The organism is Amphibacillus marinus (genome assembly GCF_900110345.1).
Taxonomy (GTDB): domain Bacteria; phylum Bacillota; class Bacilli; order Bacillales; family Amphibacillaceae; genus Amphibacillus_D; species Amphibacillus_D marinus.
Map to the genome: position 1 here is coordinate 37909 of NZ_FODJ01000009.1, position 26050 is coordinate 63958.

Consider the following 26050-nt stretch of genomic DNA (forward strand, 5'->3'; position numbering starts at 1 on the left):
AAAAATATTATTTTTCTCCAAACAATTAAGTTGATACCGTTTACTAATATGTTAGATTTTGTTACATTGGTATAGACGACTGCTGTTATATAATGCTAGTCTATTTGTAAGAAATAGAATGGGGGTTAAAAAAATGATGAAATACTTACAAAGGCTTGGGCGATCACTGATGCTACCCGTAGCAGTTTTACCGGCAGCTGCTGTCTTAATGGGTTTTGGCTATTGGTTAGATCCTAGTGGTTGGGGAGAGGGCAATGCTATTTCAGCTTTTTTAATTGGTGCGGGTTCATCAATAATAGATAATATACCAGTACTTTTCGCTGTTGGTGTTGCACTGGGAATGTCTAAAGAGAAAGATGGATCGGCAGCGCTTAGTGGACTAATTGGCTTTCTTATTATTACCAACTTATTATCACCTGATAGAGTGGCTCTGCTGCAAGGAAGTGAAGCAGTATCACCGGCTTTTGACAGTATTGGAAATGCGTTTGTTGGAATGATCTCTGGTCTTGTTGCAGCCGTTATGTATAATCGCTTTCATCAGGTCAAGCTACCAGATGCTCTTGCATTCTTCAGTGGGAAACGCTCAGTCCCAATTATGACAGCTGTATCCATGTTAGGTGTATCGGCTATTATGTTCTTTATATGGCCAGTCGTATTCGAGGGACTCGTAAATTTTGGTGAAGCAATTAGTGGTTTAGGGGCCTTTGGTGCTGGGATATATGGTTTCGCTAACCGATTACTTATTCCGACTGGCTTACACCATGCCTTAAACCAGGTGTTTTGGTTTGATATGGTTGGCATTGATGATATCGGTAAATTCTGGTCTGGTGAAGGCGTTCTTGGTGTAACAGGTATGTATCAGGCTGGCTTCTTCCCAGTGATGATGTTTGGATTACCAGCTGCCTGTTTAGCAATGTATCATACAGCAAAGTCAGAAAATAAAAAGAAGGTGGCAGCATTAATGTTTGCCGCTGCTTTTGCCGCATTTCTTACGGGTGTGACAGAGCCGATTGAGTTTTCGTTTATGTTTGCCGCTCCAGTATTGTTTTTAATTCATGCTTTATTAAGCGGTGTATCACTTATGGTAGCTGCGCTGTTTAATTGGACAGCGGGGTTCGGTTTTAGTGCTGGGTTTATTGATTTTTTCCTCAGCTCACGATTACCGTTAGCTAACAATCCTTATATGCTAATTATACAGGGACTTGTATTTGCAATTATTTACTATGTTGTTTTTCGGGTAGTGATCATAACGTTTGATTTAAAAACACCAGGTCGTGGCATCGAGGAAACTGAGGACGATGAAGTTGGTGCTGATTCTAGTCGTGCTCCAGATAAGCACAAAACCATGGCAACAGTGATCTATCAAGCGCTCGGTGGTGATGACAATGTAGTGTCAGTTGACAACTGTATTACGCGCTTGCGGCTAGAGGTAAAGGATATGGCATTAGTTGATCAGAATAGAATTAAACGCACAGGTGTACCTGGTATTAATGTTATTGATGATTACAACATCCAAGTTGTCGTTGGGACACAGGTTGAATCAGTTGCCAATGTCATTTATAAAATGAGAAAATAGCTAACCCATATTCGCTACTTATCAGTATTGCAAGTTAATTGTGGGCATAATAAACCCCAGAAGTTAGCTAAATAAAGCTAACTTCTGGGGTTTATCTTTTAACGTGTATGGAGATGGTTAATAAACAATCTTCCCGCCATTAGTAACATTGACACCTTCCTGCCGCAATCTGAGAATTTGTGTATCCCGTGCCTCGCCTGCTGGAAGAGATACTTGGTGTTGTGCATTAACAACTCGATGCCAAGGTAAATTGTATTTTTTGCTTGATGAATGGAGGATTCGTGCCACTTGTCTAGCTCCTCGTGGATTGCCAGCTTCCTTTGCGATATCACCGTAGCTTCTAACTGTGCCACTTGGAATCGTTTGTATAAGCTCAATCACTTTCTCAGTAAATGGGTTCATGCTATACCTCGCCTTCTAATGCGTTAATTAATACTATAAGATCAGCATTGGACCTAACGATAATAACCATAGCTACCGAGTTGTGGGATCTGCCAAAGAGAGTCTTCAGTCGTGACCAAGCTTAGCAGTTCATTGACTGCTGGCATTGCTTTAGCTCTGGCTACTAAACTCTCGTCAATATAATGCAATGTTTTTTGTGCCAGTTCTTTTGCTCGTTTAAAATGATTGTTTTCTGTCTCTGCTAATACTTCACGAACAACAGCTAACGACCATGCTGCCTTTGACACGGTGCGAATAATTAAGATGCGTTTAATATCTTCAGGAGTGTAATAACGATAACCGCTTTCTTGATCTCTTAATGGGCTAATAAGCTCTTCCTTTTCCCAATGTCGAATGGCGGAAGTAGCAACCCGTGCTATTCCAGCAACTTCACCAATCTTATAACAGCTCTTCTTCGTTCTACTTTTCGAAAACCATTCGACCTCATCTAGATCAAGCAACTGGACAATATGCTCAGCTGCAGCTCTATCTTCTTGTAATCGAGCGTGCTGCTCATTAATGAGCCAGAGTCCCTTAACAATTTCCCCAGCCTGAACTAATGGCATAAACTCGCGGACAAGCTTCATACCAAAGCCAATATTTAAATTGACAATACATTTGAAGTAGGCAAAGTGAAGTACTGAGTATTGTCGATAACCATTAGCTGCTCGTTTTACCTCTGGTACTAAACCCCATTCCTCATAATGCTTTAGCGTACTTGTACTTACATGACAAGCACGAGCAATCTCAATCCCCTTCATTAGGATCAGCTCCTATTTAAATAATCCTTAGATTAACATTATAGCTAAACATTAAAGTACATGGTAGGTTTTATTGTGAAATTTAAATTGATAAAGAATTATAATAGTACAAACTTTAGCATTTGCATGAATGTAGTAAATTAGAGGGGTAAGTGAAAAAAGATTAGCTTTACAAATTTATTGATGGGGTGACGTTCGATGTATGCGATAAAAGCAAAAAAATTAAAGAAAACATATGGGGATTTCACAGCAGTAAATGGCATTGATTTAACTGTCAAAAAAGGATCGATTTTTGCTTTTTTAGGACCAAATGGTGCAGGAAAAACGACGACCATTCGGATGCTAGCAACACTTATTAAACCAGATCAAGGCGAAGCAAGCTTATTTGGCTATGATTTAATCAAGCAGTCTAAAGCTGTTCGACAGCGTATTAGTTTAACCGGTCAATATGCATCTATCGATGAAGCCTTAACTGGTCAAGAGAACTTAATCTTGATTGCAAGGTTATTAGGTTTTTCAGTTGGAAAAGCAAAGCAGAGAGCCAGTGAGCTTCTTGAATCATTTGGCCTTGATGATGCAGCAAAGAGGCAAGTCAAGACTTATTCTGGCGGGATGCGTCGACGACTAGATATTGCAGCAAGTCTGATTGTTACACCGGAGTTACTTTTCTTAGATGAACCGACAACAGGGCTGGATCCTCGCAGTCGGAGTCAGGTTTGGCAAGTCGTCCAAGCCTTAGCAGAGGCAGGTACAACGATACTATTAACAACACAGTATTTAGAAGAGGCGGATCAACTCGCTGACCATATTGCTGTTATAAACAAAGGGCGTATCGTGGCAGAGGGGACAGCTGCTCAATTAAAATCGTCGCTTGGTTCAGGCGTGCTAACTTTACAGCTAGCGAATCAAGCTGACCTCATGCATGCACGTTCGTTATTAGCAGGTAATCAAGACATTGAAAAGATCACAGATGCGAAGGAAGGAGAGCTCAGGATCAAGCTTAAGCAACCACAGATAGCAACACAGTTACTCGTAGAATTAGGGCAAGCTGGGATTAAAGTACCTGAATTCTCCCTTGGTCAGCCAAGTCTTGATGAAGTCTTTTTAGCATTAACAGAAGAAAGATAGGGGGAGAGACAATGAAACAATCGAAAATCAATACGAATCAGTTACGAGCAGTCTTAACCAAACAGGAACGTCCAGAACCACCAAATCCGCTTTATGCAATTACAACTTTCTCATGGCGAGCGCTATTAAAAATAAAACGACACCCTGAGCAATTACTTGACGTTGCAGCACTACCAATCCTGTTTCTATTAATGTTTACTTATTTGTTTGGCGGTGCCATTGCAGGTTCGTCTCGTGAATATTTACAATTTATTTTACCAGGGATACTTGTCCAAACAGTCACACAAATTACCATGTATACGGGAATGGATTTAAACAAAGATATTCAAAAGGGCTTTTTTGATCGCCTGCGCACCTTACCAATTTGGCTTCCATCATCATTACTCGGATCATTACTAGTGGACTCCTTTCGCTATCTAATTGCATCGACAGTGATGGTTAGTTTTTCGCTTTTATTAGGTTTCCGACCACAGGGTGGGGTAGTAGGTGTTATTAGCGCAATTGCCTTAATTCTAGTGTTCTGCTTTAGTCTATCTTGGGTGTGGAATACGTTGGCTTTGTTAATGCGTTCGGAACAATCGTTAATGATGTTGAGCATGATGGTAATTTTTCCGTTAACCTTTTTAAGTAGTGCTTTCGTTGACCCAACTACAATGCCAACGTTCCTAGAAAATGTGGTTAAGTACAATCCGGTTTCTATTCTTGTTGATGCAGTTAGAGGTCTGATGCATGGGAATGTTGAGCTAGCGAATATCGGTTTGGTGTTTTTATCTTCGGTCATTATCATTATTATTTTCGCACCACTTACACTTTTTCTGTACCGTCGAAGAAAATGAGCTAGGATTCTTTCCTAGCTTTTTTTTGTCAAAAAATCTAACAATTTTGTACTGTAACAAGTTAAATCGGGTATAATTAAATAGGAACAGTGACAAATTAATTTTTGTGTCAACTGGTATAGACAACTATATATGTTGTCGTTATAATGGATATGTAGAAGCGTTTACATTAAGGAGGTGCCCAAATTGTTAGCAGAATTATTACCTAAATCCCACATTCAAGAGATTAAGTCAGTTGCTAGCTGGGAGAAAGCGATTGAGTTAGCTAGTGAACCATTATTGAAATTCGGCTTTATCGAGGAAACCTATGTTAAGAATATGATTAAAAGTGTGGAGCAGAATGGTCCATACATTGTTTTAATGGATTATTTTGCTTTACCACATGCTGAAGCGGGGAATGGTGTTAATAGGCTTGGTATGGCATTACTAAAATTAACAGAGCCGGTAGACTTGAAGGGAAATCCAGTGACAGTATTGTTAGTGTTAGCAGCAGAGGATGCAGACAGTCATATTGGTGCGTTGCGAGAGATCTCGCAAGTGTTAGCTGACGAAGACAATTATCAACAATTCATCAATGGGAGCATTGATGATATTCATCAGCTTTTAACAGGTTGAATAGAGAGAAAATCTCTTTCACATAATAACGGGAAAGGAGGGTTATGATGAAATTATTAGCAGTTTGTGGCTTTGGTGTTGGGTCATCAATGGTTTTAAAAATGTCGATTGAAAAAGCTTGTAAGGAGCGCGGCGTTGAGTGTGAGGTTGAAAATACTGACGTCAGCTCAGCAAAGGGAACAGATGCAGATGCGGTCTTTACTTCATTTGAATTAGGCGAAGAGCTAAAGTCTAGCGTTAAATGTCCGGTTTTTTCCATTAAACGGTACATGGATAAAGCGGAAGTGGGACAAGCTGTCGATGCCTTTCTTGAGCAAAGGTAAGACAGAATAAGTTTACAATAAGAGGAGGTTTTTAAATGGGCTTTGTTACAGACAATATATTGCGGAACCCGCCGATACTATTAGGCTTAATTGCAATGCTGGGTTTAATTGTACAAAGGAAAAATATTGCCGAAATTATTAAAGGCGCCTTAACGGCAGCCTTTGGTATGATCATTCTAGATGCAGGGGTTGGGCTCATTGTTGGTACAATCGCACCGATTAATGCTGCTTTTCAAGAAGTAGTGGCAGGAGATATTGCAGTTGGTGAAACGTTAAATGATGCAACATTCACGGCATCATATGGTGGTGACGTAGGGCTGGCGATGTTTCTAGGCTTAATTCTTCATTTATTAATCGCACGCTTTACGAAAGTAAAAACCATTTTCTTAACGGGTCACATGCTTTGGTGGTTCCCATTTATTTTTGTGGCCGCAGGTGTTGAAGGTGGTCTAAGTGGCGTAACGTTAATTGTATTTGGTGCTGTTCTTTCAGCATTATATTGGTCATTTATGCCGTGGTTAATGCGTAAATATGTCTGGGCAGTTACTGAGGATGAATCCTTCCTGATTGGCCACCCAACTGGCGTGTTAAGCTTAGTGTCGGGCTTTGTTGCAAAACGGTTTGGAAATAAAGCAAATTCAACTGAAGATTTAAATGTACCGAAGAATCTATCGTTTTTTAGAGAAATTTCTATTACGGGTGGCATTGTTGTCTTTTTAATGTATGTTGTTGTTTGGTTTATTGAGCCCTCTATTGCAGCAGAGGGGGAAAATGCCTTTTTCCTTGGCATTAATCAAGGCTTAACCTTTGGTGCGGGCTTGTTAATTATGCTTTATGGTGTTCGGATGCTGATTAATCAAATCATTCCAGCCTTCCAAGGTATTTCTGAGAAGTTAATTCCTGGTGCAGTTCCTGCGTTAGATGTGCCAATTATCTTTAACTATAAGCCTAACGCTGTTATTATTGGATTTATTGCTGCAATGATTACGTCAACCATTATGATTGTCATTGCTAACACCTTTAATATTTTTGGCGTCATCCTAATACCATTGGTTATCACTTCATTTTTTGAATGTGGTGGTGCAGCAGTTATTGGTGAAGGCCAAGGTGGTCAGCGTGGCGCAATCATTGGGACAGCAGTTGCTTCTATTGTTATGGTTGGCTTAATGGGGATATCGGTTATTGTCTACAGTTCGACGATTCAAAATTGGATGCTTGTCTTTGGCGGTAACGACTTTTCTTTGTTTGGTCCAATTGCAAGCTGGTTAGCTAATCTATTTTCAGGAGTTGCTGGATAACCATGTTTCAATACTTTGATAAGATTCGTACAATTCTCCATACAGTAGAGCAAGAGCAACATGAACAAATTAATCAAGCCGCAGAATTAATAACAGAAGCGATTAATAAGAAGTGTGCGATCTTTGCTTTTGGGGCAAGTCATGCCGGCATTTTAACCCAGGAACTATACTTTAGAGCTGGTGGATTAATTAATATTAACCCAATATTCGGAAGGGAAATTATGCTTGATACCGAGCCTGTCACGCATACGAGTAAGATGGAGCGTATGGTTGGCTATGGTGAGCAGTTAGCTGCTAAGACACCTTTCAAAGAAGGGGATGTCTTGATCCTTCACTCAGTTTCTGGACGTAACCCTGTTACCATTGAAATGGCGATGATAGCCCAGCAAAAGGGTGTAAAAACAATTGGTATCACCAATTTGAGCTATTCAAAAACGGTTTCATCAAGACACCCAAGCGGTGATAATCTCTATCGTTATTGTGATATTGTCATTGATAACCATGGTGATATCGGCGATGCAACAGTTGAACTACCTGGCCTAGATCAAAAGGTCGCCCCAACATCAACAGTCATTGGTGCCACGATTGTTAATACAATTGTGGCAGAGGTTGTCCGGAAGCTGGTGGAATTAGGGGATACACCGCCACCAATTTTGTATAGTGCTAATTTAGACGGTGGCGATGCTAGAAATAAAATGCTGTTTGAGCAGTATAAGGATTCCATTCATTATCGCTTTTAAAAAAAGATGAGGAGCATGTGGCTCTTCATCTTTTCATTTTCATATTAAATTTATATTTATCTGCCCGGTAGGCACTCTTGACATATTCAATTGGCGTTTGGTGAGGGTCATTCAAATAAGAGGTACGTTGCATGAGTAAGATAGGGTCGTCCTTTTTAACCTTCAGATATTTCATTTCATCCTTGTTGGCAATAGACGCCTCAATAGTTTGCAAACCATAGGAAATATCTAATTGTAGCTGTTCCTCAATATAGGTGTAGAACGATTGTTCTGCTTGTTTTTCGTCAATATGACCAACTATTTTCTCAGGTGTATAGGTTGTTTCCAAGGCAATGGGCTCATCATCTGCTAATCGTAATCTTTTTATTTCATAAATTGGTTCATTACTACCAACTCTTAATTTCTCACTAATTGCGGGCTGATGATTAATTAATTGAATACTAATTAATTGATTTGAAGGGGTCTGATTACGCTTACGCATGTCCTCGCTAAAGCTTGTTAAGCTGGATAGATCTTGTTCAATTTTCTGTTCGGCAACAAAAGTCCCACGCCCTTTTTGGCGGAATAGAAGCCCATCATTAACCATATTATTAATCGCTTGGCGCACAGTCATGCGACTTATATTAAATTGCTCAGCAAATTCTCGCTCGGATGATAAAGCATCTCCAGGCATTAATTCTTCAGCGATTATTTTCTTTTTTATATATTCTTCAATTTGATAATAAATGGGGATGGGTGAGTTTTTATTAATCAAGTTTAGCCCTCCTTACCTATAGCTAGTTTACCAAAAAATCAATGCCTTGTATATCTTGGTAACTCAACTTCCGCACACTGAAAATAGTCCTAAACCCTTGAAGGTGTTTGGGAGAGGCGGTATGCGCTACCGCTGTTGACTTTCTTATCAGTTTGGCGCGCTATGTTGTTCCTAAAAGCAATGGATTTGCTCTCCGCAAGGCTGGCTTTGGGTCTACAGGTTAGACGTTGTGATAGGAGGTGACGGGTTTAGCCTAGCATCCCCCGCTGTGTGAAGATAGACACGCCACAAAAGTGAATCTTCAGCTCATTCTATTACCACACGAGTCTCACCCATTGCTTAGCTGAATTTTACTACGTTGATGCGAAAGTTGAGTTGGTAATTGACTATTTAGTTGCTATTCACCATTATTATCGACTGCATCAGTAGCCAAAAAGCTATCACTAACAAAGCCTTCAAATTCTTCAGTTCTAATATAGAGCCAGCCGTCAAATGTGCCAGTTACTTCAGCCTCCACGACTTGGTTGCGAAAGACAATGCCTACAGCGCTATATGTTGTATCTGGTCCAGACCTTATATTAAGTGAATCAGCATCGACATACATGGTAGTATAGGACTCTGGCTGATAGTTATCAACAAGCTCTTGATTATTAATTGGGTCAGTTGTCTCGTCATTTGCGCTAATTGATTCTAGTCTCGCATCCATTTTTGTAAGCAACTGGTATGGTGCGGCTATTGGTTGCTGGTGAACAAGCAGAAAAGAGGCAAAGCGTCGCTCATTTAACAAAACAAGCATGATTAAAATAGTAATTGCTATAATAGAAAAAATAAGTACGGCAAATTTCTGTGCGCGCAATAGTTAACACCTGCTTTACAAAAGTTTCTCAAACCATAATAAATCTCTTGCTCGGATGCCATGCTCGTAAATGGGCTGTGCATACTGTTGGAAAAAATCACGTTTAATAGTTGTTAAGCGAAAACCTGCTTTTTGGTAAAAAGCGATATTATCAATGCTTGAATTAGCTGTCCCTACGGCCATGCATCTATAGCCCTGCTGCTGATAAAAAGGCGTCAATTCATTAATGACAGCCTTTCCGTAACCCCGGCCACGATTAGTTTGGTTAATAATTATATTCTTTAATTCAATTGTATGATGGTTGTGCTTGACAAATAGTATTGCACCAACTTCCTCGTCTGCTTTTGTAATGACAAATAAATCGCCCTTATTAATATAAGAAGCAACCATTGCTTCGTCCTCATCGGCTAGCAGTAGCAGTGGGATATATGTGGTTCTTCGGTTAATTGGAATATACTCGAGTGAAAAATTAGCCAGGTTTATTCACCTCTAGTCATTTTCTTCATTAAAGTGTATCATGATTTAGGGGAAGATAGTAGGGAGCTCGTCAAATTTGCTGTCTTTTCAGTTAATTTAGCTAAATTGCTAATGGAAATATATGTAATAGTGAAAGGTAGATTTTAAATGAATAAAGTTATTAGAATTCTTGTGCAAGTTGCCATTATCCATATATTTTTCTTTGCTGCTATCGGTGTAAAAGCGTTTCTGCCAATACCGTTGCCAACGACAATTGTTGGCTTATTACTTTTATTTTTTGCTTTACTTGTTAAGCTTGTCAAGATTGAATGGGTCGAGGAGGGCGGCAGGTGGTTAATGGCAGAACTATTGTTGTTCTTTATCCCATCCGCTGTTGGGATTGTCAACTATAATGAGTTAGCAGGTGTACAAGGCTTCTTTATTGTCCTAATCATTGCTATTAGTACAATTATTGTGCTGGGTGTAACGGCTTTATTAATCGAGAAATGGGAGGTGAACCAATCATGACAATTATTTTCATTACACTATTAACTTTTGGTTTGTATCGATTCTCACGTATGCTGGCACGACGCTTTCCAATCCTCTTGTTTCATCCCTTAATCTTTACGCCTGCTTTAATCATTATTGTTATCCAACTGCTTCCTATCTCTGTTAATACCTATACAGCAGGGTCAGTAGTATTAACGCACATGTTAGCGCCGGCTACCATTGCTTTTGCGATACCAATGTATAAGCATATTGCCTTTTTAAGACAATACTTTGTCCAAATCATCTGTGGTGTTTTGGTTGGGTCAATTGTTGCTATTCTATCATCATTTGGATTGGCATTATTATTTAATGTAGATGAGCATTTGCTGATTAGTTTATTACCACGCTCAATCACCACACCGTTGGCGATTGAGGTCTCAACTGAAATTGGTGGTGTTCCTGCTCTAACCATTGTTTTTGTTATCATTACTGGTATATTAGGTTCACTAGTTGGTCCATTGGTTTTTAATTTGCTAAACATTCAATCTGCAATGGCAAAGGGGCTGGCTTTAGGGATGGCAGCTCACGCTGTCGGCACCAATCGGGCACTGGAATATGGGGAAGAGGCGGTAACGTTCTCAACCCTGGCAATGATTTTTGCAGGGGTAATTACCATTATTTTAGGATTGACTGTGCTGCCTTTAATTATCTTTCTGTTATAAGCAGAATTTATTGCAGATTAAGTGACTATGCACTCACTACTATAAGTGGAAGCGGCGTACGTCAGGTGGTGGTTAACAGTGAGATTCGTATAGAGCTCGTTCTTTAGCCACACTTTGGTCATACTTGTCTGTGGCTCTAACAATTACAAAGGGCTTCACTGATTGGAGACTTACTTTATTCAGGTAGCAGGTCTTTGTGTCTAGCAACCCTTTTCATCGACATGGTAACGAAAACAGTTTACAATGAACAAAAAGGAGCTGAGCGTATGTCGTTTACTTTACAAATAGGAGAGCAAGCACCAGATTTTCACTTACCTGCAACAGATGGTAACACCTATCAGTTAGCAGATTTTACTGATCAGCTAATCGTTATTTTTTTCACCTGTAACCATTGTCCATTTGTAACAGGTTCAGATCAGATTACCCGTCAAACAGCTGAAAAATTTCAAGACAAGGGAGTACGATTTATTGGCATCAATGCCAATAGTGCGCTAACCAACCCAACGGATTCGTTTGAGGACATGGTTATTAGAATGAATGAAAATGATTTCCCTTGGCTGTACTTACATGACCAATCGCAAGAGGTTGCGTTAGCATACGGTGCTCTCAGAACCCCGCACTTCTATGTGTTTAATGAAACACGTAAATTGATTTATACCGGGCGAGGGATCGATTCACCACGTGAGCCGGAAAGAATGACCCAAAATGACCTTGAGATTGCTTTGAATGCTTATTTAGCTGGCGAACCTATTGCTGTACCTGTAACCAATCCAATTGGCTGTAATGTTAAATGGACAGGCAAGGATGCCCACTGGATGCCAGCCGATGCTTGCGATTTAGGTTAATTTATTAAGGAACGGCCTTCTTTTGTAAGGCTGTTCCTTTAATTTTTTAATAAAAAAATTGACCAACGATAAAATAAAGGACTGTTGTGATGGTAGCGGCAATTAGAGCTGGCCTCAACTTATAAGTAGCATAATCCATAATGGTTAAGCCCAGAATATTTGCTAAGGTGTTCGTGTCATCGCTTAATGGTGAAGCAAAGGCACCGAATGAACCACTGGCAAAGACAGTACCAATAATAATAGGTAACGGTGCATTGGCACTTGCTGCAAGCGAGATACCTAACGGCATTAGAATCCCCCAAGTCCCCCAGGCGGAACCAATAAAGTAAGCAATGAGCGCCCCAAAAATGAAGAGTAGTGGTGCTACAAAAGATTCCGGGATCCAATTCGTATAGGAAGTTACAAATTCAGAAAAACCAAGATCACTTGTTACCGAGGAAAGTCCCCACACAATTGATAAGAGGACAATGACGTTCATTAACGCATTGCCACCTTCAACAAAATGACTAATAAGATCACCAAGATTAAAGCGCTGAAATAAGTATAAGCCTGTTGTAATTAAGAAAGTAAGCATTAAGCCAACTACCATAGCTTCCAGAACATCAGCATTGATAAATGCCTCAAGGAATGAATAGCCTTGTGAGTGTCCATCCCACCAAGTAAGAAAGATGGTCGAGCTTATCACTAAGATGATCGGAATAAACAAATTTAGTGGTCGGCTTGGCATCGGACCAGTTGCTTGTGAGCACGCTTGTATGGTCCCTTTCTCTTGGTTACGATCATGATTATTCGCCTTTTTCTTGTGAAAAAAACTCAAATACACACCTAAAATTACAATCACAATTGCAAAGAAATTAAATGGTATGCTCTGGATAAATAACCGATAAGGGTCAGCCGTTATGCCGCTTGACTCTGTAGCCACTTGAATAACGGAAACCATATAACCTACAAACGCAGTAGCAACAGGGATTAATACAATAACAGGTGTTGCAGTCGTTTCAATGACAAATGCAAGTTCCTTACTTGACATGTTGACCTTTTTCAAAAGCGCCTTCATGATCGGAGCAATAGTTACAAAGCGGAAGGTCGGCGCACTAAAGGTTCCAATTGTCGAGATGTAAGTAAGCAAAAGAGCATCTCGTTTTGTTGAAATACGTTCAGACGCTTTATTGACGAAGCCATTTATGCCACCAGTAAATTTGATCATACCAATCATCCCTGAGAAGACATATAAAAAAAGAATAATCTTAATATTATTCTCATCAATCAAAGCTTGTACTAAATAAGTAATCATTGCTTGCAACCCTGCTATGGGGTGTGGTGCCACGAGAAATGAACCCACTAATAAGCCAACAATTAATCCTGGAAGAACCTGTTTTGTATAGATGGCTATTGGAATGACCAGTAAAAACGGTATAATAGCGGTCCAGTTGTTCGCCATTCATCTTCACCCTCCTCAATTTCAGTCAGGTTAGTGTGTGTTGGTTAATTTCTATTTATACGTAAAGCTGTCTTTTTTGACAAAGCATTTGAATTTATGTTATTGCTTATTTAGGTGAATGTGTGGGGAGTGATTGAATAAATGAATGAACGCCAAAAACAAGTACTTATGTTTCTTATTAATACCCCCAGTAATTTTATTCAAATACAAAGAATTGCTGATCGATTTAATTGTTCTGAAAAGACCATTCGAAATGACTTTAAGCAATTACAGCCATACTTATTAGACGTATTTGAGGCACAAATCGAACGAAAGGCTAGTCAAGGGGTTAGATTACATATTAATTCATTAAACAAAAAGAAGCTAATTGCCACGCTGAATGAATCTTTTGGGGTGCATGAATGTTCGGAAGATGAGCGGCTTTTGATTGCGTATCAACTACTAATGGCACAGAAGCCAACCTCGATACAGGAATTATGCGAACAATTTTATCTATCTCGATCTGTTTTGAAAGAGGCACTTAAGGAGATAGCGAACTGGCTGAGTAATTTCAGTTTATTGTTAATAACTAAACAAAAGACCGGCCTGTATATCAGTGGTTCTGAGCGTGAAATTAGACAAGCATTGACTCACCTTGATCAACTTAGGCTTGATAAAATGCAGCTACATGGTTACTTGCTACATCATTTTTTAGCGTATGAATTAGATGTTGTAAGGAAATTATTAAAGCAATTTCAAGATAAACATATCTTTCATTTCACTGATGAAAGCTTTGAACGAATGGTTATCCATATTCTACTGGTTATCAAAAGAACGAAGCTTAAGCAATCAATAGAACTACCGGAACAGGATATCTGCTATATTGAAGAGAAAGAAGAATTCCTATTCGTTTTACCGTTAATGGAGGAGCTTGCGCATTTTTTTCAAGTTACGTTTCCGAAATCTGAAAGCATCTATGTGACGATGCACGTATTAGCTGCAAAGCTAGCTAATAATGATGATGAAAAACAATTTTTAGATGTTGAAATGGAACAACGTATTAACCAGCTTGCGCAGGAGCTTACAGTAAGTCTCTCAGGCATTACAGATATCCCTTTTACCGATGATGATGCTTTACTTGAAGGATTACAGACACACTTTTATGCAACTTTAAATCGGCTTAAATTCAAACTCCATGTTTCAAATCCGCTTGTGCAGGATATTAAGAAAATGTACCCTTATTTATTTGATATGCTAATGCTAGTACTAAGCGAAATGGAGCAAGCGATTGGTTTTGCCATGCCAGAGGATGAAATTGCTTTTTTAACCCTCCATTATCAAGCTGCCTTCGAGCGTCTTAATCGTTCACAGCAGCCGGAGAACAGAATCGGTATTGTCTGTCATATGGGTGTTGGCGTTTCTGAAATTCTGCGGGCAAAGCTTGAGACTAAATTTCCTTTTGCAAATATAGTTGGGACTACAGGTAAGCGTGACCTCGCTCGTTTTATTAATGAAAAGCAAGTAGACTTATTAATTTCAACAATTCCAATTGAACTTAGTCAACCACCACACCTGCTTATCTCACCTCTGTTAAACAAAGAGGAAGAAGATAAGCTGCGTGACTTTATTAAAAAGCCTACTCAGTTAGAGTTAGAAAGCAAGGTATCAAAGCTTAATCACTTTATGGATGAGGCCCATGTTTTTCTTCAGGTAGATAGTGATCATCGTTTTAAGTTAATTGAACAGTTGGCAAATCGCTTATATTTGGATGGTTTTGTTGCTAAAGATTATGCTCATCAAGCGTTACTTAGGGAGCGGGCTGCTTCTACCGCAATTGGAGGTGGGATTGCTATTCCACACGGCGACCCTAGCTTAGTCGAGCAATCTGCTATTGCGGTGGCAACGTTACGAAAGCCATTAGACTGGGATGGTGAACGTGTTTCGTTAGTCTTTCTGCTGGCTATTCGCCCAGACTCTCGTGTTAATCGTCGTGAGCTTTACCAACGTTTAACGGTATTAGCTGAGCAGCATAGCGTTGTCAATCAGCTTGTACAGATAACGAACAAGACAGCGTTGATTAAAAAAATCTAACTTTCCACAACTTCCGGAAAAAGTCCTTAATTTTTATCATTCAAAATGGGAATATACTTTTATTAAGGGAAAAAAGAAGGAGGTTTTTCAAAATGAAATTGGTAGCGATTACTTCATGTCCAAATGGGATTGCCCATACGTATATGGCTGCTGAGAATCTACAAAAAGCAGCCGATAAGCTAGGTGTGGAGATTAAAATTGAAACACAAGGCTCTGTCGGTGTAGAAAACGCATTAGAACAAAAAGATATTGAAGGAGCAGACGGTGTCATTATTGCTGCGGATAAGACAGTCGAAAAAGAACGATTTATTGGAAAAAAACTTGTCGCAGTTGGTGTTCAAGAGGGGATACGTAAGCCAGAGGAGATTATTAAGCGGTTTGAAAATAGTGATGTTAAAGAGTATCGTGGCAATGATGATAGTCTCTCGATGCCAACGCGTTCTGCAAATGATAAGCAGAATCCGGTTTATAAGCATCTTATGAATGGTGTTTCCTTTATGGTTCCATTCATTGTTGTTGGTGGATTGCTAATTGCGATTGCATTAACGATTGGTGGTGTTCCGGGCGCAGAAGGGATTGCGATCCCAGAAGACTCAATTTGGTCCACAATTGAAGCCCTTGGTGGAGCGGCATTTGGTTTTATGGTGCCTATTTTAGCGGGCTATATAGCATACAGTATTGCGGATCGTCCTGGTCTTGCCCCAGGGATGATTGGCGGCTTCATTGCTGCAAATGGAAGCTTCTATGGCTCTGAGGCTGATGCCGGTTTTCTTGGTGGTATTATCGCAGGTTTTTTAGCTGGCTATGTCGCGTTAGCTATTAAGCGAATTAAAGTTCCCAAAATGATGAATCCGATTATGCCAATTATTATTATTCCAGTATTTTCATCATTAATTGTTGGTCTTATTTTTGTTTTAGTCATCGGTGCTCCTGTAGCGCAGTTATTTGTCTCTTTAACAAGCTGGCTGGAAGGGATGCAAGGAACAAGCTCTGTTTTACTCGCACTCATCTTAGGGGCAATGATTTCTTTTGATATGGGTGGTCCAGTAAATAAGGTGGCTTTCATGTTCGGCTCAGCTATGATTGTTGAGGGCAACTACGGGATTATGGGTCCAATTGCGGCTGCAATTGCAATCCCACCAATTGGACTAGGTCTAGCTACCTTGATGTTTAAAAATAAGTTTTTGCCGGAACAACGTGAAACTGGGAAAGCTTCTATTACAATGGGCTTTTTTGGAATTACCGAAGGTGCAATCCCGTTTGCTGCACAAGATCCACTACGTGTTATTCCAAGTATAATGGTTGGTTCGATGGCTGGAGCTGTTATTGCGATGATGAGCGGTGTGGGGAATAGGGTTGCTCATGGTGGTCCAATTGTTGGATTATTAGGTGCAGTTACTAATGTTATCATGTTTTTTGTGGCAATTGCTGTCGGTTCTCTTGTTGTTGCCTTTATGATCAAGCTATTAAAAGGTGATGTTGCTTCTCATGATGATCAAGTTTCAGATGCTAAAGATGAAGATGATTTAGTAGAAGCATCAACATCAAACAATCAAGTTATTGATCACTTAACGGATATTACTAGCAGAGCATTAATAACAACATCATTGCGAGGGACAAGTCGTGATGCAGTTTTAGATGAAATGATTGAACTACTTGATGGTGAAGGTGTCTTATCTTCAAAAGAAGCTTTTAAGCAAGTACTGTTAGAGCGTGAAGCGCAAAGTACAACGGGAATTGGCATGAATGTTGCTATCCCTCATGGTAAGTCTGACACAGTAACAGCGCCCCGGGTTGTATTTGGAATTAAACAGGAGGGGGTTAATTGGGAAAGTGTTGATGGGAGCTTATCTAAACTGATTTTTCTAATTGCTGTGCCCAAGGAGTCTGAAGGCGATGCTCACCTTAAAATTCTACAAATGTTATCAAGAAAGCTAATGGATGATGGATTCAGAGAAAAGTTATTGTCAGTGCAATCAACCGAAGAGGCCTATGCGTTACTCGAACAAATTTAAGTGAAGTAAGCGTTTGTTCAAATACAGGTTTAAATAGAGATTCGCTAACAAGGTGTGTTGTGTTAGCGAATCTCTTCTGTATCTATGTTTATTAATTATCTGGAATCTATAACGCGATATAGTCAATTTGAAGAACTTAGGTAGCATAAACAGGTTAATGATGCGTTTTTAGTTAATTAGTGTAATATGTTAGTAACACTCTAGTGAGAGAAGCACTGATTGATCAATAAGCCGTATCTTGCTTTTTTTATCTGAACGATTCATAATTGGAAGTATAAGGAGGGGGGAGCTATGATGGGTGGAACTCACCGTTTTTCATTAGGTGAAGAGATCGCTAATGCAACGACTCATGGAGTCGGAGCGCTAATGAGTAGTGCAGCGTTAGTGTTGTTAATTGTATTCTCATCACTTTATGGATCAGTATGGCATATTGTCAGCTTCACTATATTTGGTGTGACAATGGTTTTAATGTATACCTCATCGACATTATTACATAGTCTTCCAGAAGGGAAGGCAAAGAATGTTTTTGAAATATTGGATCACTCGTCTATTTATTTTTTTATAGCAGGGTCCTATACACCTTTTCTGTTAGTTATTGTTCGAGGACCAATCGGTTGGTCATTGTTCGGGACAGTATGGCTATTAGCAATTGGTGGTACAATTTTTAAGGTTTTCTTTGTCAAACGATTTGTGTTTGTATCAACACTCATGTATGTCATTATGGGTTGGCTGATTATCATTGGTTGGCCAATGCTGTCAGTAAACCTTGCAACACGAGGGCTACACTTGTTAATTATCGGTGGTGTCTTGTACACACTTGGCGCTATCTTTTATATTTGGCGGTGGTTTAAATTTCATCATATGATTTGGCATCTGTTTGTACTAGCAGGCACAATTATGCATTTTTTTTCAGTGATCTTTTATGTGCTACCAGTTATTGTTTAGGTGAACGCTACGCTTTTAGAAGAAATAATTAAGCATTGACTCAGCTAGATTTAGTCTTATGGTTTATCAGACTAAATCTAGCTTTTTACTGCACCGAAAACGAAAGAATTTGGCAATTGCGGTATTAATCTATCTGATCAGTAAAATTAGTTTAGCTGGTAAGAACAAAAATCAATCATTCACTTCCCACTTTTGAACTTGCATTAACGAAGCGGAGAAAAGAGCCGCCGATATTAACACAACTATCTGGTCGAAATTGAGGCTGAGGGCGAGTTGATAAAAAATGTCCATATAAAAACCTCAAAAGTTGAATAGTAATTCAAACTTTTGAGGCACGCGTATTTCTTATTAGGATTCAATCATACTTTTAACACTGGCAACTTCTTCTTCATCAACAATGTAGTAGTAAACACCATTGATCATTGTCCCAGAACCTTGGACTTGGTATGTTTCAAAATTTCTTCTTGTATTTCGGTAATGCTGTAATAATGTTAGCATGTCATTAAACTCCATGTTCGTTCCCATGTTTCCACCAAGTATATCAGTAAATTCAACAATCCGTGTTGCGTTTGCAACAGTCGCTCCCTCATTGACAATCGCTTCTATAACCTTACGTTGCCGTTCAGTACGGCCAAAATCGCCAGCTGGGTCTTGCTTACGCATCCGAACATAGCTCATTGTTTTCGCTCCGTCCATGTCGACTGGACCGATAGGGAAGTCGTAGCCGCTCTGGCTAAATTCAAGTTCGTTATTAACGGTTATGGTACCGAGCTCATCAATTAATTCAGCCAATCCATCCATATTTAATCTAACAAAGAAGTCTAAATCAATGCCAAGAAAGTTCTCAACGGTTTCAATTGCCATATCAGCACCACCAAATGCATAGGCATGATTTATTTTATCTTCTCCTCTGTCTTCACGACCAATAATGGTTGTGCGTGTGTCACGAGGAATACTAATTAATTGCATACGATCGCCATCAGGCTTTAATGTCATCACCATAATTGCATCACTACGTCCAGAATCTGAGGACTCTGCGTCCAGACCAAGTAAAAGAATATTTAAATTGTCGCGTTCGTTTAATTTCTTTTGCGTTCGTTCTGAGTCGATTGCTGAGACGGATTCATGCATTTGACCATCAATATTTCCTTTAACACTAAAATAGATATAGGCAGCGTATGAACCTACAGCAAGAAATAAGACAAGGATAGCAATTAAAGGTGTTAAAACCCACCAATTTCTTTTTTTACGATTTTTGTTAGCATTTCTTTTTCTACTCATATTCATCTTCCTATCTATGATTAATAAAAACTATCTTTTTGAATAATTTACTATCTCTCAAGTATAGCAAAAACAATAATTTTAACAAGTTTTTTTTAATTAATCTGTTTGTTCTTGCCAAGAGTATTCTATTTCACAGGGACAACAAAGATATAACTATTTTACAAAAAAATTACAAAGAGATTAAAAAGGGTAAATTAATGATTAATAATTGATTTTGCGTGGAATAGCTAAGTAAGTCTTTAACAAAGGAGGAAAGTTGAATGTGAGAAGAATGATAGATTAGATAAATTCTGATCGCATACAATTGAGACTTGCGTTTAAGTCTCACGCTTTGGATAAACGTTAACCATTAGATTTTAAAAAATTGAACGGAGGAAATGAAAATGAATAAGCTATTGAAATTGTTAGGTGTGTCTGTAATGTCAGTAGGAATTTTGGCGGCGTGTAATGGTGATGGTGATGATCCAGTAGAAGAACCAGGAATTGATGATCCAGCTATTGAAGAGCCTGGTGTAGAAGATCCAGCCGATGATCCTGTAATTGATGATGATATGGGTGAAGACCCAGAAGCAGATGATGATATGGACAGTGAAGGTATAGAAGATCCAGCTACTGATGAAGAAGAGATGGATGAAGATTCAGAATAATAACCAGTATAAGGTAGGACATCAACTTAATTGTTGGTGTCCTTTCTACGCTAAACTAATTGATGAAGTCTTTTTACGGAAGCTATTGAATCGCCGTATATGAGAACCGTACGTATGTTGGTGGTATGAGAACAAAACTAATTAACTAATGATTAGTTTTCCGTGCGATTTTAAATAGTCTAAAAGTCTGCTATTTCTCTGCGAGTTGGTTTAAAATATAGGTAAAAATTGTCTCAGTAACGTCAATGCCGGTACAATCATGGATATTCTTAATATGCGCATTTGAATTTACTTCGCAAATAATTGGCTCTCCGTTTTCACCGAAAAGGAGATCAACACCAGAAAAATCAGCACCAACTGCTTTGGAAGCATTAATCGCAACCTGGCAAAAGCTTTCGTCAGGTTTGAAATGAAACATTTGCCCACCACTTGTTATATTCGCTCTAAAGTCTGTGCTGGACTGGCGTTGCATGGCTGCAACAACCTGATCACCCACGACATGGATACGAACATCTTTACCATGGCTAGAAGGAAGATATCTTTGAAATAAATGTGGGATACGGATGAGTTTTTTTGCCATTTGCTCCAGTTCATCTCTATTCTTAATTAAATAAACTTGTTGCCCAAATGAACCGAATGCTTCTTTAATGACTAATGGATAGTCAAGCTGCTGCTCAACTTCAGTTAGAAAATGTTCACTAGGATTCTTCATATCCTGAAAAAGCATTGGGGCAAAGATTGTATCAGGTTGAGGTAATTTGCTCATTGCTAATTGTTGGTGCATGCTTATTTTATTATCACATAGTTCAATTGTTTGAGCTGAATTAAATAAGGGAATGCCAATAGATTCGAGTTGGTTGGCAAGGCTGATATCCTTGTCTAAATACAAAACGAAATCAGGTGTTAAGCCATTATGTTGTATTGTTAATCGGTTATTAAGGACTGAGGGAATGAGCGCTTGGTTCGGTATACCTACTAGATCTATTGCATGTTTTTTTGCCGTTTTTATGTACCATTGATGAATTTCAGAAAATTTATTTGATATCAGTCCACTATTGTAGATCAGCCATCCTTTTTTGTTCATTTTTATCCACCTCATTTTCATTCGTATACCTATGTTAGTTTTAATTTTAAATAAATTATTGTTAATAATTACTTGCAAGAATATGCGAGGATTAGCATATAGGGATATGGAAGATGCTCATACGTTATTTAACAAGATTGATCCATTGCTTTTCAGAACGAAATAGCGCACAACATTATACATACTCTCCCAAACACGGTCAATGCTTAAGGGCTATTTTCAGTATACGAAAGTTGGGCTATTAATTGAATAAGTATATGCTAATTGCTATTCTAGTTCATGTATCTTATCTTAACACCAGCGTTATTGGACGTGCAACTATCGCAGAAGAACTAATAGCATTTGGGTGGTTATCATGAAATGTTTTAAACTATGAAAATTAAGCATGCAACTGATAGCAGGGAACCTGTTTCACAGCAATTAGTGACTTTGGCTGAAGAAACAATATATTTAAAAACTGATCAAGGCGGCTAATAAACCTGCTTCATTATTGACAGAACACCAGCTGGAGGTTATAACTTGCTAGTTTCATAGCCTTTGCTCGGAAGCGACCTGAATGATTTTTTAAAAAAGTGACGAATACTAATGTCTATAGTAAAATGAAAACGATTACTATTAATTTTTATAAAAAAAAGGAGATGAACTTGCAATGAATAAAGTTGTAAAATGGGGTATCTTAAGTACGGCTAGTATTGCACAATATGAAGTTATTCCAGCTTTTAAAAGAGCAAGCAATGCTGAAGTAGTGGCAATCTCTAGTTTAAGTGGACGTGCTCAAGAGGTTGCAGACCTATTAGGTATTGAGAAAGCTTATGAAAGCTATCACGAAGTATTAGATGATCCTGACATTGATGCAGTCTATATCCCTTTACCGAATCATTTGCATAAACAATGGGCCATTATGGCTGCTGAAAAAAAGAAGCATATTCTCTGTGAAAAGCCAGCAGGATTGACAGCGATTGAGATTTCCGAAATAGAGCAAGCTTGTAAAGCGAATGGTGTCATTTTTATGGAAGCATTTATGTATTATCTACATCCTCAGCATCAACGCGTTAAACAGCTTATCAATGACCGTGCTATTGGTGAGGTAAAAGCTTTTAGAGGTACCTTTTCTTATAAATTACATGATCGGGATACAAATATTAGAATGACAAAGGAAATGGGGGGCGGAAGCTTATATGATGTCGGCTGTTACCCAATTCATGCTATGCGTAATATACTTGGACTCGAACCGAGTTCGGTATATAGTGAAGCAGTAATTGATGAATTAACTGATGTAGATGTGACAACCATTTCTGTATTTAAGTTTACTAGTAAAGTGCTTGGTACAGTGGAATCAAGCTTTGATACGGTTGGCCGCTCTGAATATGAAGTGATTGGTACAGAGGGACGAATTTATGTGCCGAGAGCCTTTCGACCAGATACCCGTGGTGGAGAAGGTGTTGTTATTGTAGAAAAAGCAGGCTGTAAAACAGAAGAATACTATCGTAATGATTTATACTTAGATGAGGTTGAGCATATATCACATGCTATCTTAACGGAGAGCGAACCGATTATTACTGTAGAAGATACGCATGCAAACATGAAAGCGATTGATGCATGCTATCGTTCAATTAGTTCGAGGAAGCGTGAGCAAATTTAGGACTGAATTAAATAGAAGCCAGCTCCTAAAAATACGGAGCTGGCTCTGTTTAACTTAGTATTTTGCCTCATGTGTACCTGCTTGGATCTCTTTGATATAATGGCAAGCACCTTGATGGCCTTCCTTCATGTGCTCTTCTGTTCTTAATTCAGGCACCTCTGTTTTACAACGATCAGTTGCAAATGGGCACCTTGTATGAAAACGACACCCTGCTGGAGGATTAATTGGTGAAGGTACATCGCCCTGAAGAATAATACGTTCTTTCTTTGTTTCTATATCAGGATCTGGTACTGGGATAGCTGATAGTAATGCTTTGGTATAAGGGTGTTGTGGGTTATCAAAGATACTTGTCTTGTCACCAATTTCAACAATTTTCCCTAAATACATGACAATAACACGGTCAGAAATATGTCGAACGACACCTAAGTCGTGCGAAATAAATAAATAGGTTAAGCTAAAATCCCGTTGTAGCTTCTTCATTAAGTTAATAACTTGTGCTTGGATCGATACATCTAACGCCGAAACAGCTTCATCTGCAATAATTAACTTAGGATCAACTGATAGTGCCCGAGCAATACCAATACGCTGACGCTGTCCACCACTAAATTCGTGCGGAAAACGATCCGCCTGGTGTGCGCCTAATCCAACTGTTTCCATTAACTCAGCAATCTTAGCCGCACGCTCAGCTTTAGGAACTACATTTTGAATTTCTAATGCTTCTTCTAATACTTGTCGAACCGTTTGGCGAGGGTTAATTGATGCATAAGGATCTTGAAAAATGATTTGCAGATCCTTTCTTTTTTTTCTCATTTGACGATTATTTAATGCAAGTAGGTCTTCACCGTCAAATTCAACTTGACCACCCGTCGGTTCATCTAAACGTAATATAGCACGCCCGGTGGTTGATTTACCACAACCAGACTCACCTACGATACTAACGGTTTCACCTTCATGAACAGTAAAGGTTACACCATCTACCGCTTGAACGTTATTAACAGTACGTCCAAGCATTCCGCCTTTAATAGGAAAGTACTGTTTAAGATCAGTTACTTTTAACAGCTCTTTAGCCATTTACCTTCACCTCCGGATCGCCATCCCATTCATCTGTGTATATCCAACAACGAATTTGATTTCCATCTTCACTTTGTTCTAAGTCCGGTAATTGCTCGACACAGATCTCACTTGCAAATGGACATCTTGGTGCAAAGCGACAGCCCTTAGGCATATTATCAGGACTTGGAACAGAACCTTTAATAACAGTAAGCTCTTCATCACCTAAATCGATATCGTGACGTGGTAATGAATTTAATAAACCGACCGTATAGGGGTGCTTAGGGTTTTTGAATAGGTCAGCAACCTTAGCATATTCAACAACCTTACCCATATACATAACAGCAACATAATCACATGTCTCAGCGACAACGCCAAGATCGTGTGTAATCATGACAATGGACATACCTAAGCGCTGTTGAAGTTCCTTCATTAATTCAAGTATTTGTGCTTGAATAGTCACATCTAACGCAGTAGTAGGTTCATCGGCAATGAGTAGCTCAGGATCACACGCTAAGGCCATTGCGATCATTACCCGCTGTCTCATTCCGCCTGATAATTCATGAGGGTATTGTTTTACCCGTTGTTCTGGTGAGGGAATTCCCACCAACTTAAGCATATCAATTGAGCGAAGCATCGCTTCCTTCTTGCCAATGTTCTGGTGAATACGATAGGACTCACTAATTTGTTGTCCGACAGTATAAACAGGATTTAAAGAAGTCATTGGCTCTTGGAAAATCATTGAGATTTCATTTCCACGAACGCGTCTCATTTGTGCTTCAGACTTGTCGAGAAGATTCTCACCTTTAAATAAAATTTCTCCACCGATAATTTTACCTGGATTCTGAATCAGACGTAAAATAGACAGTGACGTAATACTTTTACCAGAGCCAGACTCCCCGACTATTCCAAGTGTCTTTCCTTTTGGAACAGCGAAGTTAACACCATCGACAGCTTTAACCTCGAACTTTTCAGTGAAAAATGATGTTTGTAAATTTCTAACTTCTAAAATCGGCTCTTCTTTGAGAATATCAGTTGGTTTAACCATTGGTTTCACACCTTTTCTATTAAGAAGATTATTAATTTAAATCGATACGTTTATTTAAGAAGCGATATAAAATATCAACAACAATATTGACAGAAACGAACATGAAGGCGAGCACTAAAACGCCACCTTGCATAATTGGGAAATCTCGTGCGCGTATGGCATCAATCATAAACCGACCTAAACCATTAATCGCAAAAACTGACTCAGTCAGAACAGCACCACCTAATAGTGAGCCAAATTGTAAGCCTACAACAGTAACAACAGGAATCATTGCATTTTTCAGTGCGTGACGATAAACGACGACACGCTCTTTAACACCTTTTGCTCGGGCTGTCCGAATGTAGTCTTGATCAATAACTTCGAGCATGCTAGAACGGGTCATTCTGGCAATAATAGCTGCACCAGCAACCCCAAGTGTAATGACGGGAAGTACTTGCTGTTGCCATGTTCCCCAGCCTGATGCTGCGAAAATGCCAGTATTAAAACCGAATATATCTACTCCAATAGCAAGGTATTGAATGAGCATAATCCCTAACCAAAAATTAGGCATTGAGAGTCCGAATAAGGCTACTAACATGATGAAAGTATCACCAAACGTATTGCGACGAACCGCTGCTAAGACGCCAGCAATTAATCCGATAAAAACAGAAAGAGCGGTGCTCATTGTAGCTAGTTCAACAGTAGGGCGGATTCGAATGGCAATCTCGTCTGAGACAGCACGTCCGCTCCTGACAGAGTTGCCTAAATCACCTTGTAATACTCCTGAGACATAATCAAAATATTGGACTGGAATCGGATCATTTAAACCAAGACGTTCTCTCATTAATTCTACTTGCTGTGGTGAAGCACTCTCCCCAGCCATAATCTGCGCTGGATCACCAGGCACAAGGTGAATCATACTAAAGGTTAAAATGGTCACCCCGATTAATACAGGAATCGTCTGAACGAGTCGACGTATAATAAAAGTAAACAATGTTAAGTCCC

General features: G+C 39.1%; 26 protein-coding genes. 15 read left to right on the forward strand and 11 right to left on the reverse strand.

Going from position 1 to position 26050, the window contains the following annotated elements; translation table 11 throughout:
• The first annotated feature begins 133 nt into the window (after positions 1–133).
• Positions 134–1576, forward strand: a complete 1443-nt coding sequence (gene nagE, locus BM000_RS11930; RefSeq protein ID WP_091498676.1) for an N-acetylglucosamine-specific PTS transporter subunit IIBC — start codon at positions 134–136, stop codon at positions 1574–1576.
• A 117-nt stretch (positions 1577–1693) separates the two neighbouring features.
• Here nagE and BM000_RS11935 read toward each other — a convergent pair whose 3' ends face one another.
• Positions 1694–1978: an MGMT family protein gene (locus BM000_RS11935; protein WP_091498679.1), complete on the reverse strand. Its 285-nt coding sequence runs from the start codon at positions 1976–1978 to the stop codon at positions 1694–1696.
• Positions 1979–2031: 53 nt separating this feature from the next.
• Complete coding sequence (locus BM000_RS11940; protein ID WP_091498682.1) at positions 2032–2778, reverse strand: MerR family transcriptional regulator; 747 nt, start codon at positions 2776–2778, stop codon at positions 2032–2034.
• Positions 2779–2976: 198 nt separating this feature from the next.
• Here BM000_RS11940 and BM000_RS11945 point away from each other — a divergent pair, with 198 nt between their 5' ends.
• The 6 genes from BM000_RS11945 (at position 2977) to BM000_RS11970 (ending at position 7718) form a co-directional block, all read left to right on the forward strand.
• Positions 2977–3906 carry an ATP-binding cassette domain-containing protein gene (locus tag BM000_RS11945; RefSeq protein WP_091498684.1) on the forward strand — a complete coding sequence of 310 codons (930 nt, stop codon included), beginning with the start codon at positions 2977–2979 and terminating at the stop codon, positions 3904–3906.
• A gap of 11 nt (positions 3907–3917) precedes the next feature.
• Positions 3918–4742 (forward strand): ABC transporter permease, encoded by an 825-nt coding sequence (locus BM000_RS11950; RefSeq protein WP_091498687.1) that lies wholly within the window; start codon positions 3918–3920, stop codon positions 4740–4742.
• Between the two features lie 186 nt (positions 4743–4928).
• Positions 4929–5357, forward strand: coding sequence for a PTS sugar transporter subunit IIA (locus BM000_RS11955; RefSeq protein ID WP_091498690.1), 429 nt, complete (start codon positions 4929–4931; stop codon positions 5355–5357).
• Positions 5358–5404: 47 nt separating this feature from the next.
• On the forward strand, positions 5405–5680 hold the full coding sequence (locus BM000_RS11960; protein WP_091498692.1) for a PTS sugar transporter subunit IIB: 276 nt from the start codon (positions 5405–5407) through the stop codon (positions 5678–5680).
• 35 nt (positions 5681–5715) lie between these two features.
• The gene (locus BM000_RS11965; protein ID WP_091498695.1) at positions 5716–6978 is read left to right on the forward strand and encodes a PTS ascorbate transporter subunit IIC; all 1263 of its coding nucleotides are present in this window, start codon (positions 5716–5718) and stop codon (positions 6976–6978) included.
• A 2-nt stretch (positions 6979–6980) separates the two neighbouring features.
• A complete protein-coding gene (locus BM000_RS11970; protein WP_091498697.1) occupies positions 6981–7718 on the forward strand; it encodes a sugar isomerase domain-containing protein in 738 nt (245 codons plus the stop codon).
• A gap of 25 nt (positions 7719–7743) precedes the next feature.
• Here BM000_RS11970 and BM000_RS11975 read toward each other — a convergent pair whose 3' ends face one another.
• The 3 genes from BM000_RS11975 to BM000_RS11985 form a co-directional block, all read right to left on the reverse strand.
• Entirely contained in the window at positions 7744–8472 is a 729-nt protein-coding gene (locus tag BM000_RS11975) for a GntR family transcriptional regulator (protein ID WP_091498700.1), read from the reverse strand.
• A gap of 397 nt (positions 8473–8869) precedes the next feature.
• On the reverse strand, positions 8870–9328 hold the full coding sequence (locus tag BM000_RS11980; RefSeq protein WP_091498703.1) for an SH3 domain-containing protein: 459 nt from the start codon (positions 9326–9328) through the stop codon (positions 8870–8872).
• Positions 9329–9343: 15 nt separating this feature from the next.
• On the reverse strand, positions 9344–9718 hold the full coding sequence (locus tag BM000_RS11985) for a GNAT family N-acetyltransferase (protein ID WP_091498706.1): 375 nt from the start codon (positions 9716–9718) through the stop codon (positions 9344–9346).
• Between the two features lie 234 nt (positions 9719–9952).
• On the opposite strand from BM000_RS11985, the gene BM000_RS11990 reads away from it, so the two are divergent.
• The 3 genes from BM000_RS11990 to BM000_RS12000 all read left to right on the forward strand — a co-directional run bounded on the left by BM000_RS11990 (position 9953) and on the right by BM000_RS12000 (position 11840).
• A complete protein-coding gene (locus BM000_RS11990) occupies positions 9953–10312 on the forward strand; it encodes a CidA/LrgA family protein (RefSeq protein WP_091498708.1) in 360 nt (119 codons plus the stop codon).
• Positions 10309–10995 carry an LrgB family protein gene (locus tag BM000_RS11995; protein WP_091498711.1) on the forward strand — a complete coding sequence of 229 codons (687 nt, stop codon included), beginning with the start codon at positions 10309–10311 and terminating at the stop codon, positions 10993–10995. The genes BM000_RS11990 and BM000_RS11995 overlap by 4 nt, the downstream gene beginning before the upstream one ends.
• A 266-nt stretch (positions 10996–11261) precedes the next feature.
• Positions 11262–11840, forward strand: a complete 579-nt coding sequence (locus tag BM000_RS12000; RefSeq protein ID WP_091498714.1) for a thioredoxin family protein — start codon at positions 11262–11264, stop codon at positions 11838–11840.
• Between the two features lie 46 nt (positions 11841–11886).
• Here the strand turns inward: BM000_RS12000 and BM000_RS12005 are convergent, their stop codons facing one another.
• Positions 11887–13281: a Na+/H+ antiporter NhaC family protein gene (locus BM000_RS12005; protein WP_091498716.1), complete on the reverse strand. Its 1395-nt coding sequence runs from the start codon at positions 13279–13281 to the stop codon at positions 11887–11889.
• 141 nt (positions 13282–13422) lie between these two features.
• On the opposite strand from BM000_RS12005, the gene BM000_RS12010 reads away from it, so the two are divergent.
• From BM000_RS12010 to trhA, 3 genes are all read left to right on the forward strand, one after another.
• A complete protein-coding gene (locus tag BM000_RS12010; RefSeq protein ID WP_091498719.1) occupies positions 13423–15351 on the forward strand; it encodes a BglG family transcription antiterminator in 1929 nt (642 codons plus the stop codon).
• A 92-nt stretch (positions 15352–15443) separates the two neighbouring features.
• Entirely contained in the window at positions 15444–17366 is a 1923-nt protein-coding gene (locus tag BM000_RS12015; protein WP_091498722.1) for a PTS fructose transporter subunit IIABC, read from the forward strand.
• Between the two features lie 294 nt (positions 17367–17660).
• Positions 17661–18311 carry a PAQR family membrane homeostasis protein TrhA gene (gene trhA, locus BM000_RS12020; protein ID WP_091498974.1) on the forward strand — a complete coding sequence of 217 codons (651 nt, stop codon included), beginning with the start codon at positions 17661–17663 and terminating at the stop codon, positions 18309–18311.
• A gap of 348 nt (positions 18312–18659) precedes the next feature.
• Here the strand turns inward: trhA and BM000_RS12025 are convergent, their stop codons facing one another.
• On the reverse strand, positions 18660–19592 hold the full coding sequence (locus BM000_RS12025) for an LCP family glycopolymer transferase (RefSeq protein WP_177178294.1): 933 nt from the start codon (positions 19590–19592) through the stop codon (positions 18660–18662).
• Positions 19593–19978: 386 nt separating this feature from the next.
• Between BM000_RS12025 and BM000_RS12030 the strand changes: the two genes are divergently transcribed.
• Positions 19979–20242 (forward strand): hypothetical protein, encoded by a 264-nt coding sequence (locus BM000_RS12030; protein WP_177178295.1) that lies wholly within the window; start codon positions 19979–19981, stop codon positions 20240–20242.
• A 190-nt stretch (positions 20243–20432) separates the two neighbouring features.
• On the opposite strand, the gene BM000_RS12035 is transcribed toward BM000_RS12030, so the two are convergent.
• On the reverse strand, positions 20433–21326 hold the full coding sequence (locus tag BM000_RS12035; RefSeq protein WP_091498727.1) for an ATP-grasp domain-containing protein: 894 nt from the start codon (positions 21324–21326) through the stop codon (positions 20433–20435).
• Positions 21327–21975: 649 nt separating this feature from the next.
• Between BM000_RS12035 and BM000_RS12040 the strand changes: the two genes are divergently transcribed.
• A complete protein-coding gene (locus BM000_RS12040) occupies positions 21976–22968 on the forward strand; it encodes a Gfo/Idh/MocA family protein (RefSeq protein ID WP_091498730.1) in 993 nt (330 codons plus the stop codon).
• Between the two features lie 54 nt (positions 22969–23022).
• Here BM000_RS12040 and BM000_RS12045 read toward each other — a convergent pair whose 3' ends face one another.
• Genes BM000_RS12045 through BM000_RS12055 form a run of 3 tightly spaced genes read right to left on the reverse strand, consistent with a single transcriptional unit; the run spans position 23023 to position 26039 of the window.
• On the reverse strand, positions 23023–24039 hold the full coding sequence (locus tag BM000_RS12045; RefSeq protein ID WP_091498733.1) for an ABC transporter ATP-binding protein: 1017 nt from the start codon (positions 24037–24039) through the stop codon (positions 23023–23025).
• On the reverse strand, positions 24032–25066 hold the full coding sequence (locus BM000_RS12050; RefSeq protein ID WP_091498735.1) for an ABC transporter ATP-binding protein: 1035 nt from the start codon (positions 25064–25066) through the stop codon (positions 24032–24034). Before BM000_RS12050 ends, BM000_RS12045 begins: the two co-directional genes overlap by 8 nt.
• A 31-nt stretch (positions 25067–25097) precedes the next feature.
• Complete coding sequence (locus BM000_RS12055; RefSeq protein ID WP_091498738.1) at positions 25098–26039, reverse strand: ABC transporter permease; 942 nt, start codon at positions 26037–26039, stop codon at positions 25098–25100.
• Positions 26040–26050 lie beyond the last annotated feature (11 nt).

Bases quoted from the DNA above. Each gene is read 5' to 3' on its own strand.
- BM000_RS11935 (WP_091498679.1), bottom strand. From the start codon at position 1,978: ATGAACCCATTTACTGAGAAAGTGATTGAGCTTATACAAACGATTCCA.
- BM000_RS12035 (WP_091498727.1), bottom strand. From the start codon at position 21,326: ATGAACAAAAAAGGATGGCTGATCTACAATAGTGGACTGATATCAAAT.
- BM000_RS12045 (WP_091498733.1), bottom strand. From the start codon at position 24,039: ATGGCTAAAGAGCTGTTAAAAGTAACTGATCTTAAACAGTACTTTCCT.
- BM000_RS11945 (WP_091498684.1), top strand. From the start codon at position 2,977: ATGTATGCGATAAAAGCAAAAAAATTAAAGAAAACATATGGGGATTTC.
- BM000_RS12005 (WP_091498716.1), bottom strand. From the start codon at position 13,281: ATGGCGAACAACTGGACCGCTATTATACCGTTTTTACTGGTCATTCCA.
- BM000_RS12025 (WP_177178294.1), bottom strand. From the start codon at position 19,592: ATGAGTAGAAAAAGAAATGCTAACAAAAATCGTAAAAAAAGAAATTGG.
- BM000_RS11995 (WP_091498711.1), top strand. From the start codon at position 10,309: ATGACAATTATTTTCATTACACTATTAACTTTTGGTTTGTATCGATTC.
- BM000_RS12030 (WP_177178295.1), top strand. From the start codon at position 19,979: ATGAATAAGCTATTGAAATTGTTAGGTGTGTCTGTAATGTCAGTAGGA.
- BM000_RS11990 (WP_091498708.1), top strand. From the start codon at position 9,953: ATGAATAAAGTTATTAGAATTCTTGTGCAAGTTGCCATTATCCATATA.
- BM000_RS11970 (WP_091498697.1), top strand. From the start codon at position 6,981: ATGTTTCAATACTTTGATAAGATTCGTACAATTCTCCATACAGTAGAG.
- BM000_RS12040 (WP_091498730.1), top strand. From the start codon at position 21,976: ATGAATAAAGTTGTAAAATGGGGTATCTTAAGTACGGCTAGTATTGCA.
- trhA (WP_091498974.1), top strand. From the start codon at position 17,661: ATGGGTGGAACTCACCGTTTTTCATTAGGTGAAGAGATCGCTAATGCA.
- BM000_RS11960 (WP_091498692.1), top strand. From the start codon at position 5,405: ATGAAATTATTAGCAGTTTGTGGCTTTGGTGTTGGGTCATCAATGGTT.
- BM000_RS12050 (WP_091498735.1), bottom strand. From the start codon at position 25,066: ATGGTTAAACCAACTGATATTCTCAAAGAAGAGCCGATTTTAGAAGTT.
- BM000_RS12015 (WP_091498722.1), top strand. From the start codon at position 15,444: ATGAAATTGGTAGCGATTACTTCATGTCCAAATGGGATTGCCCATACG.
- BM000_RS12000 (WP_091498714.1), top strand. From the start codon at position 11,262: ATGTCGTTTACTTTACAAATAGGAGAGCAAGCACCAGATTTTCACTTA.
- BM000_RS12010 (WP_091498719.1), top strand. From the start codon at position 13,423: ATGAATGAACGCCAAAAACAAGTACTTATGTTTCTTATTAATACCCCC.
- BM000_RS11985 (WP_091498706.1), bottom strand. From the start codon at position 9,718: ATGGTTGCTTCTTATATTAATAAGGGCGATTTATTTGTCATTACAAAA.
- nagE (WP_091498676.1), top strand. From the start codon at position 134: ATGATGAAATACTTACAAAGGCTTGGGCGATCACTGATGCTACCCGTA.
- BM000_RS11940 (WP_091498682.1), bottom strand. From the start codon at position 2,778: ATGAAGGGGATTGAGATTGCTCGTGCTTGTCATGTAAGTACAAGTACG.
- BM000_RS11950 (WP_091498687.1), top strand. From the start codon at position 3,918: ATGAAACAATCGAAAATCAATACGAATCAGTTACGAGCAGTCTTAACC.
- BM000_RS11965 (WP_091498695.1), top strand. From the start codon at position 5,716: ATGGGCTTTGTTACAGACAATATATTGCGGAACCCGCCGATACTATTA.